This window comes from Sulfitobacter sp. F26204 (assembly GCF_026410305.1).
Taxonomy (GTDB): domain Bacteria; phylum Pseudomonadota; class Alphaproteobacteria; order Rhodobacterales; family Rhodobacteraceae; genus Sulfitobacter.
This window is the reverse complement of sequence record NZ_JAPMLQ010000014.1, coordinates 38,032-47,470: the sequence shown is the minus strand read 5'-3', so window position 1 is coordinate 47,470 and position 9,439 is coordinate 38,032. Positions and strand designations below refer to the sequence as shown.

The 9,439-nt window shown below is 54.6% G+C and carries 6 protein-coding genes and 1 pseudogene; all 7 read left to right on the top strand.

What is annotated here, in order from left to right; genetic code table 11:
- Nucleotides 1-256: pseudogene (locus OS190_RS19720) on the top strand (transketolase); the annotation flags it as partial.
- A gap of 298 nt (nt 257-554) precedes the next feature.
- Nucleotides 555-2,210, top strand: a complete 1,656-nt coding sequence (locus OS190_RS19715) for a helix-turn-helix transcriptional regulator (protein WP_267160420.1) — start codon at nt 555-557, stop codon at nt 2,208-2,210.
- A 110-nt stretch (nt 2,211-2,320) separates the two neighbouring features.
- A complete protein-coding gene (locus tag OS190_RS19710) occupies nt 2,321-2,671 on the top strand; it encodes an OsmC family protein (RefSeq protein ID WP_267160419.1) in 351 nt (116 codons plus the stop codon).
- Nucleotides 2,668-4,737 (top strand): hydantoinase/oxoprolinase family protein, encoded by a 2,070-nt coding sequence (locus OS190_RS19705; protein WP_267160418.1) that lies wholly within the window; start codon nt 2,668-2,670, stop codon nt 4,735-4,737. Before OS190_RS19710 ends, OS190_RS19705 begins: the two co-directional genes overlap by 4 nt.
- Nucleotides 4,734-6,119: a hydantoinase B/oxoprolinase family protein gene (locus tag OS190_RS19700; protein WP_267160417.1), complete on the top strand. Its 1,386-nt coding sequence runs from the start codon at nt 4,734-4,736 to the stop codon at nt 6,117-6,119. Before OS190_RS19705 ends, OS190_RS19700 begins: the two co-directional genes overlap by 4 nt.
- Entirely contained in the window at nt 6,119-7,861 is a 1,743-nt protein-coding gene (locus OS190_RS19695) for a hydantoinase B/oxoprolinase family protein (RefSeq protein ID WP_267160416.1), read from the top strand. Before OS190_RS19700 ends, OS190_RS19695 begins: the two co-directional genes overlap by 1 nt.
- A gap of 35 nt (nt 7,862-7,896) precedes the next feature.
- The gene (locus OS190_RS19690; RefSeq protein WP_267160415.1) at nt 7,897-9,435 is read left to right on the top strand and encodes an ABC transporter substrate-binding protein; all 1,539 of its coding nucleotides are present in this window, start codon (nt 7,897-7,899) and stop codon (nt 9,433-9,435) included.
- Nucleotides 9,436-9,439 lie beyond the last annotated feature (4 nt).

The following is a 9,439-nucleotide window of genomic DNA, read 5'->3' as shown; positions in this document are numbered from 1 at the left end:
AAGCCATATCGAAAAACTATTGGCGGACGTGCCGCGCAATGCGGTGATGGTGACCGTTATCGATGGCCATCCCGTCACGCTGGCCTGGCTGGGTGGGGTACATGGCCACCGCACAGTGCCTCTGGGAGTCGAACATTTTGGTCAAACCGGCACGATTGGCGAATTGTACAGGCATTTCGGAATCGACAGCGCCGGGATAGTGGAGAAAGTAGACCAACTCATGACCGGCCGCCCGCTGCCGCTGGCGAAAGTCTAGCGCCGAGCGGTGCTGATTTTGATATGTTTGGTCAGCGTGCCTGCGCGAGAGCGCAGTCCGCTGGCTATATTCGGTATCACCGACTGCTTCAGCTGTGTATAATTCGCATTCACAACACCAGAAGTGCAAAGACTGCGTGCCACCATCGGCCGCAGAAAATATGAGTGACACATTGCCAGCACCTGTCGACAAGCTACCACCTTTAGACACTTCTTTTGCGCAAGCGTTTGTCCGGGGTCTTAATTCGCAACAACTCCAACTGCTAAACGAGGCGATTCTGCATGGTGACAATGATGCCATGAAGCGCGCAGCCGTCTTTCCGGCCTTCAGATCATTGATTGAGTCCGAACCTTACGGTCAGATGCGATTTAAGCCCGACGTTCTGGCAGTGCTGAAAGCCGTGCTTGCCGAAGGTGAAGTGGCAGGTACGGATAAATACAGTGACAGCGAAGATCTGGAAGAATGGCTTTCGATGAAAGGCGGACCATTTGTCGCAATTTCAAAGGGGTTGGATCTGGCCATCGCCATTGAACAGCAACTGCCTAACGACCTGTTGCTCAATCATTTGATCATCGGTCTTTTTCAGGTTGTGAACGCTTTAAAGTCTGGTGATCTTGCCAAAGCCGATAGTTTGGTTGCGGTTTTGGCTGATAACCACACCATACCAACCCTTGAAGAGTGCAACTCGGATACGCTGCCTGAATTGGTCTGCGTTCTGTTCATGAAGGCAATCTACGCCGACGAGGAAATCAGCTCTAAAGCCATCGAGAACCTGTTTTCATCTCTGTCCACGATCCCGAAAGATGCGTTTTGGATGCGGGCAATTTTTTATAATGCAGGGCTGGACGTTTTCATGCGACAAGGTCGTGTTGCAGAGGCAGAACAAGCCGCGCAACGGGCATTGTTTCACTATCGGGCAACTGGCGAGCCGGGAATAGAATTCTATGTCCTGCTTTATGTGGTTATCATAAAGCTTTGGCGTGGCGACGTGCGCGCCGCCGAAGACACCACCCAAGATGCACAATGTGCTCTGAATAACTTCGCAGGGGCGACTGAGAATGACGCGCTTTTGTTGCACAGTTTTCAGCTAATTGTTCAATATGAAGCTGGTGACGAAAAACCATTTATCGAACACCTAATGGCAGCAGAAGACAGCATTCCCTTTGGCGAACTTTGGCCTTCAGTGGCTGAGCCAATCATCAGCTATGGGCGCCGCGCATTGGCAAGCCACGTAACGCCTGCTGCGGCCTATTCTTGGGTTAAAAGATGGAGGGTACGCCAGTGGCGCTCTGACCGTTTTGATGAGTTGATTTCATTCCACGAAGTCCGTGCCCTTCAGGCGCTTGGCCGATGGCAAGAGGCCGACGAGATTCTGTCCTCCTTTAGGTCAGGTTTTGACCAAGAAGCAGAGCTGGCCCGCTTGAGAAGCGCACTCGACCGAGCCCCAAAATCCGAAACATTGGCAACAAAGCTTCGGGCTTGCCTTAAGTTGCCGAACTCATCGGTTCGGCGATCCGCCACGTTGAATCTTCTCGCCGCAAAAAATGCGATCAACCGCAGGTCCGAGAAAGAAGCCGCTGCTTTTGTTACACGTGCGATAACAGTTGCGAACCCAGAAAACCTTCCAAACTTCTGGCATGAACTACGCCACGAAATGGCAGATGTCGTAAATCGCCGTGATTTTCGATCCGAGATGCGCAAGCAGCCCCAGTTGTGGCGACAGCTTCGCCATGTACTTCGTGACCAAAGTTCACAAAAACCAGAAGATCTGACCCGTCAAGAATACCGGATCCTGCTTTTGCTGGCCGAAGGGCAATCAAATAAGGCCATAGGGTTAAGGCTTGGCATCTCACTTCCCACAGTCAAGTTCCATGTGGCCAACCTTTGTCGAAAAACGGATGCCTCGAATCGGAAAAGCGTCGTGAAGCACGCGCTTCAGGTTGGTTGGCTGTGACAGCGCACTAGGCTTGCAAAAAACTATACTTTTTTATCATTTTCCCATCCCTCAGGTCGATTGAGCCAGTCCCCTTGTGCCGCGATAGTCGCTTCAAAGGGAGAATAGGCATGATGCAATGGCACGTCCGAGCCGAACTTTCGGCAGATGGCGATTTGAAATTCGACGGCGCGATGCTGAATGGAACACCGGTTGATCTGCTGGTTGCCGCGGTGGCGGGATGTTTCAGTAAATCTTGCCAGATGGTGCAAGAAGCACGTGGCGAACCAAAAACAACGGTAATCGCTGAAGTGACCGGCACAAAGGGCGAAGGGTCCCCGAACCGTGTTGGTCACGTTCGTATCGCCTGGTCGCTTCCCGATTTAGATTCTGACAAAGCAGCGCGCATCGCCAAAGACGGCAAGCGTATCTGCACAGTCACAAATGCAATGTCCTGTGAATTTGAGGTTACTGAACTATGAACAAGTGGAGTCTTGGCATCGATGTGGGTGGAACGTTCACGGATATCGTGCTGACAGATGGGGCGGGGGCGTTGCATACGACCAAGACTCCTTCGACGAAAGACCAGTCAGACGGTGTTCTGAATGGCATCGGCAAAATTGCTGAACAAGTTGGCGAAACAGCAGAAAGCCTGCTGTCTGATTGCGGTATTGTTGTGCACGGCACGACTGTTGCGACCAACGCCCTTCTGGAATATCGCGGTGCCAAAGTCGGCCTGCTGACCACAGACGGTTTCCGCGACGAACTGGAATTCCGGCGCTCTTACAAAGAAAGCACATTCAACCCGCGCCTTGAAGCGCCTGAGGCAATCTGCCCGCGCCGCATGCGTGTTGGTATCCCTGAACGCGTCAGCAAAGCCGCCGAGGTTCTGATCCCGTTGGATGAAGATGCGGTTCGCAAGGCCGTGAGCTTCCTGAAGGAAGAAGGCGTACAGGCGATCGCGGTTTGTTACCTGTTCAGCTTCATTTCGCCAGAACACGAGCGCCGCACAGCGGAAATCATCAACGAGATGGCACCAGAGATTTATGTGACGCTGTCATGTGATGTGCTGCCCGAAATTCGCGAATACGAGCGTGTTTCGACAACCGTTGTGAACGCCTATGTTGGCCCACTGATCCAAAGCTACGTCAGCCATTTGGAAAAGAAATTGCGCGCCAAGGACTTTGTGGGTGAATTGTTCATCATGCAATCCAACGGCGGTATGTTGACGGCTGAAGAAACCGGTAAACAGGCGGTTGGCACCTTGCTGTCCGGTCCTGCTGGCGGTGTGACGGCAACCGGCTGGGTTGGCGAGATGGCGGGATACAACGATCTGATGATTGTCGATATGGGCGGCACGTCTTACGACATTTCGGTGATCCAGAACCTGACCCCTGTGATGACAACTGAAAGCTGGCTGGCGCGGTATCGCATTGCTCTTCCGATGTTGGACATCCACACGGTTGGCGCCGGTGGTGGATCAATCGCATGGATCGACGATGGTGGCGCATTGCGTGTCGGCCCTGAAAGTGCCGGTTCCTATCCTGGTCCTGCCTGTTATGGCCGTGGCGGCACCCGCCCGACGACAACGGATGTTAACCTGATCCTTGGTTTGTTGAACCCTGATTTCTTCCTAGGTGGTGAAATGACCCTTGATCTGGAAGCATCCCGCGAAGCGGTGCGGGTGCATGTGGCCGATCCGCTTGGTCTAAGCGTGGATGAAGCCGCGCAAGCGATCAGCGAGATTGTGAACAACAACATGGCAAACGCGTCGCATCTGGTGACAACGCGCCGTGGTCTTGATCCACGTGATTTTGCCCTTGTGGCTGCTGGCGGCGCGGGTGCATTGCATGCAGGTCGTCAGGCGGAATTGCTAGGCATATCCAGCGTGATTGTTCCGGCCACCGGCCCTGTGTTCTGTGCCCTTGGAGATACGGTTGCCCACCTTAAGGTTTCGGATGCTCGAACCTATTTCGCCTCGATGGAGGGGATTGATCTTGCCGATCTGAACGCCCGATTCGACGAAATGGAAAAGGCCGCACGGGCACGTTTGGCATCGCAAAACGTCACGCAAAACTTCGAACTGCGCCGCAGTCTTGATCTGCGCTATGAAGGCGAAGTTCACGAAGTTACCGTGCCGTTGAAAACGCGGACACGTCGTGTGACATCGCTTAATATTGACGCGACGTTGCGTGCCTTCCACGATCAACACGAAAAACTGTTTGCGCACAAAGACACGGCCCATCCGGTTGAACTGTTGACCATCCGTGTTGATGTTCTGGGTCTGCGCGAACCACCCCGTGTAAACGGTGCTGACTTTGGCGACGAAGATGCCAGCGGCGCGGTCAAGGGCACCCGTCCGATCACATTCGCAGACGGCCCACATGAATCGACCGTTTATGACGGCGCGAAACTGCAGGCGGGTCATTTCTTGTCCGGTCCAGCCGCGATTGAAAGCTGGGGCACGACCATAATCGTGTGTCCGGGCCAAGAGGCGCTGATCGATGCCTATGGCAACTGTATCATTGAAAATGGTGGCCACGGATGACCTTAGCAGCACAAATTCTGGGCAACCGCTTTGCTGCGTTGGCACATGAAGGTGCCGCTGGCTTTGCCGCGATGTCCCGATCGCCACAGGTTATCGAAGAGGGCCAATATGCCTGCGCCATTCTGGATGGCGACGGTCAGCTTATTGCACAAGATCAGGGTGAACCTTCGCATCTGGCCGCCATTCAGGCCACGGCGGAATACACGCTGGACGCCTTTGCGTTTGACCTGACCGAGGGCGACGTCATTTTGACGGGTGACCCCTATTGCGGAGGGACCTGGTCGGGGGTTCTGACGATTATTGTTCCGGTTTTCTGGGATGGCGATCTGAAGTTCCTGTCTGCCGTGCGCTTTGCGGTTGCGGATCTGGCGGGCAATGTGCCCGGCCCGTTCCAGCCTGATGCGCATGAAATCTGGCAGGAATCCCTACGTCTGACCCCGGTGAAGCTGGTCAAGGCCGGTGCCCCGCAAAAGGATGTGCGCAACTATATCACGCGTAACACCCGTGCGACCGCGCTGCTTGACAGTGACCTGACCACAGCGATGGTCACTGCCACGCGGATTGGCGAACAGATTATTGGCCTGATTGAAAACAAAGGTCTGGACCTGATCAACGCCGCAGCAACGCAACGCATCGAATATGGCGCGGCGCGGGCAAAGACGGCATTGGCAGGTTTGACATCCGGCAAGGCGTCCGTTGAAGACGCTAGTGTTTCCATCACGACAGGTGATCAGGTTCACGTCGACCTTTCCAGAATGCCGGTATCCGAAGAGAACGCCAACAACATGACGCTTGCAACGACGCGGGCGGTGGTTCTGGTGCAGCTTTTGTCTGAGGTTATCGGAGACGCGGGGATGTCACAGGGGATTCTTGATGCGGTTAAAATCACCGCCCCCGAAGGCAGCACGGTTAATGCAGCATTCCCAGCCGCTCTGTCTTGTGGCTGGCGGGTTGTGGCGCCTGCTTTGTCAGCGGCATTGGCACAGGCAACCGGCACGATTGCTGCGTTTAACCCTGCACCACCGATGGTCATATTGTTTGACGAAATTGGGTCTGGCCCAGTCACGCAACCCATCGCGCTTTCGCCCGGCTTTTCGACATTCGAAGGGTGTGCGGGTTCTGACGCGGCATCGGGTCGCCGTCGCATTATTAGCGCGGAAGAAACCGAAGCTGCAGGCCGTGTGAACCTATGGCATCGCCAAATCGGTGATAACGGGGTGACTGCCGAACTTACGGTTACAGCCGACAACCAGGAAGCTATCGTGGTTCCCGGCGGACTGGCCCCTGAAATTACCGGCGCAACAGTGCGCGAACGATCCAACGTTCTGACATTGCCTGCCGGTGCAAAAATCACATTCACTTACCCAAAGGGAGATGCGTGATGGACAGCTCTGATATGATCCGCGCGCGCATCGTTGGTGGTGCGTTTGATACCGCCGCCGAAGAAATGTCGGCCACCGTGACACGTACGGCGCGCAGCCCGATTTTCAACGAAGCGCATGATTTCACCACTGGTATCTTTGATTTCCAAGACGGCAAAGCGCGGCTTATTGCGCAGGCTCCGGGTTGCACATTGCACCTTTATGCCATCTGTTCGGCGGTTCAGGCCGCGTTGGAAGTGTTCCGCAACGACCTGCATCCCGGTGATGTGATCCTTGCCTCTGATCCGTTTCATGGCGGCACGCATATTCCCGACCACGTGGTGATTTTGCCCGTGTTCGCGGACCGGAAGCCTGTGTTTTTCCCGGTTGTTCGGGCGCATTTTGCCGACAGCGGCGGCCCTGTTGCGGGTGGTTATAACCCCGCCAGCCGCGATATTTGGCAGGATGGTGTGATTGTTCCGCCCGTCAAGCTTTATGAAAAAGGCGAACGTCGTCAGGATGTGTTTGATCTGGTTCTGGCCAACAACCGCGTTCAGGATTGGCTGGTCGGGGATCTGGACGCCATGCACGGCGCCTGTTTGACGGCCAAAAAAAACATCGACCGGATGGTTGATCGTTTTGGTCTGACCGAAACGCGTGACGCGATCGAAGACAACATTTCATACGCTGAAAAACGTGTGCGTGCTGAAATCGAAAGCTGGCCTGATGGCGATTATTACGCCGAGACCTTTATCGACCACGATTATCAGGGTGCGCATGACATCAAGGTCGCATGCACCGCGAAAGTGCGCGGATCAGATGTGACGTTTGATTTCACTGGGTCGGCACCGCAAGTGGACGGGTTCGTGAACTCGACTTTGGCGAACACAGAAAGCTTCGTGTTTGTCGCCATTGCGTCCTGTATCGACGAAGATGTTCCGGTGAACGAAGGCTATATAAACCCTGTCAGCGTGATTGCGCCTGAAGGCACTGTGGTTAATCCGCATAACCCCAAACCTGTGGGAAACTGTACCTGCATATGCGGGGCTGAAATTGCCGAAGTTGCTTTGCTGGCTTTGTCGCAATGTGCGCCCAAACGGGTTGGTGTGAACTGTCACAAACTTCCGTTGGCTTATACGTCGGGCAAGTATGAAGACGGTAAGCCTTGGATTTCGTTGAATTTCCACGGATATACTGGTGGCGCTGGTGCGGCCTATGGCACCGATGGTTGGGGGCTTTACCCGCCATTGATGACCGGGGTTATTTTGCCCAGCATCGAAATGAACGAAATGCAGTATCCAATGCGCATCGAGCAGCATGAATATGTCTGTGACAGCGCGGGTGCAGGCCGTTGGCGCGGTGCGCCGGGCGTGGCGACACGCATTCGATTCCTATCGGACAACATCACCAATGCCATGTTGGCTGGAGTACGCCACCCGACACGCGGGTTCTGTGGTGCCGATAACGGCCCACCAAATGCGCTGACACTTTCAGACGAAGATGGCAGCACAGCCGTTACCGAAGTGGTTTATAACCACCGCCTGAAGGCAGGTGCCGCAATTGAGTTTTTGCGCGGCGGCGGCGGCGGCTGGGGGGTGCCAACGGATCGCCCTGTCGATGAGGTGCTATCAGACATCCACAACAACTATATTACTGCCGAAGCAGCGGCCAAGAAGTACGGCGTTGTCGCCGACAAGAATGGTCATGCCGCCAACCAAGAGGCGACAGATCAGATGCGTGCTGAAATGCGGAAAGAGGCCTGATACCGCATTTAGCACACCAACCTAGGGAGGAAGAAATGAAATACACATTAACCTTGGCAATGTCCTTAATGGGTAGTGTTGCGATGGCTGATCCGTTTGTCGTGAATGCCAGCCAACCACCCAGCACGATGGATCCCGCCTTCGCGTGTGATATCGTGGGCAACGGTTATGTCGCGCCACTTTACTCACCGCTGGTAACCTATGCCCGCAAAACCTATGAAGGCCCTGAAGGCGTAACCGTCACAGCCGAGGATGACAGCAAGATCGTCGCGGCGCTGGCGGAAAGCTGGAGCGTCAGCGAAGATGGTCTGATCTATACTTTCAACATCCGTGAAGGCGCGAAATTTGCCAGTGGCAACGCGCTTAACGGTGCCGCTGTTGCCGCGTCACTGAACCGTGCGTTGTCCTCGGGTGCCTGTGGCACCTACTACATGGAGGCAGGCAGCTTCGGAAACACACAGTCCATTACAGCTGAAGGCAATGTTGTAACCATCACTTTGGCTGCGCCGCAGCCCTTGTTGATCCACTCATTGACGCAGCCAAACCTGTCTATTGTTGATGTTGCTGTTGCGGACACCAATGGCGGTAATGACTGGATGGCAAACCACGCCGCCCCTTCGGGCGCCTATGTGCTGGCAGAATATCAGCCGGGTGTGAAAGCTGTTTATCACGCGAACCCTAACTATTGGGGTGATGCGCCGTTGGAAAGTGAAGTGGTTGTGAACTTTATCTCTGATCCGTCAGCATTGCTGTTGCAGGCCCGTAACGGTGCAGCTGATGTCACGCTTGGCCTGCCCAAGCAGATGGTAAACCAACTGAGCAATGAACTGAACGTGGTCGAGGTTCCAAGCCCGCGTTTCATGATTGTTGGCCTGCCTAACAATGTTGCGCCGTTTGATAACGCAACATTCCGTCAGGCGCTAAGCTATGCCGTGCCTTATGAGGCGATCCAGCAATCTGTTGCCTTTGGTTATGCGGACAGCTTCTTTGGTCCGTTCCCGCCGGAATTTTCGGCTTATACCGAAGAAAACGGTGCGGCGCGTGCGTTTGATATGGACAAAGCCCAAGCACTGCTTGCCGCGTCCGGTGTGACCGGCCCTGTTGCGCTTGAGTTGACGATCATGGAAGGCAATGCCGAACAGGAACAGATCGCGACAATCCTGCAAGGTGCGTGGAAACCTTTGGGTGTGGATGCCAAGATCAGCAAGCTAAGTGCATCGGCCTATGTCGAAGTGACAACGACACCGGAAAAAACCACAGCAATTGTGCGTTTTGACGGCCCGTCGATTGCGGATCCGGCTTGGTTGCTGAGCTATGACATGTTCTGTCAGTCACCATATAACCAGTCGAACTATTGTAACGCGGATGCCGAAGCATTGTTCGGTGAAGCGGTTGCGATACCAAACATGGCGGATCGACAGGACAAGTGGAACGCGATTGCAACGATGTGGATCGAAGATGCACCGCGGATCCCTGTCTATGCAGATGTATTCACAGCTGTTTTGGACAAGGATGTGACCAGATGGGACTTTGCCCAGGACGGCCCGTTTGATCTGCAAAACTGGGGTCGTTGATCCC

Coding starts and splice junctions, on each gene's coding strand:
- OS190_RS19715 (WP_267160420.1), top strand. CDS start 555: ATGAAGCGCGCAGCCGTCTTTCCGGCCTTCAGATCATTGATTGAGTCC.
- OS190_RS19710 (WP_267160419.1), top strand. CDS start 2,321: ATGATGCAATGGCACGTCCGAGCCGAACTTTCGGCAGATGGCGATTTG.
- OS190_RS19705 (WP_267160418.1), top strand. CDS start 2,668: ATGAACAAGTGGAGTCTTGGCATCGATGTGGGTGGAACGTTCACGGAT.
- OS190_RS19700 (WP_267160417.1), top strand. CDS start 4,734: ATGACCTTAGCAGCACAAATTCTGGGCAACCGCTTTGCTGCGTTGGCA.
- OS190_RS19695 (WP_267160416.1), top strand. CDS start 6,119: ATGGACAGCTCTGATATGATCCGCGCGCGCATCGTTGGTGGTGCGTTT.
- OS190_RS19690 (WP_267160415.1), top strand. CDS start 7,897: ATGAAATACACATTAACCTTGGCAATGTCCTTAATGGGTAGTGTTGCG.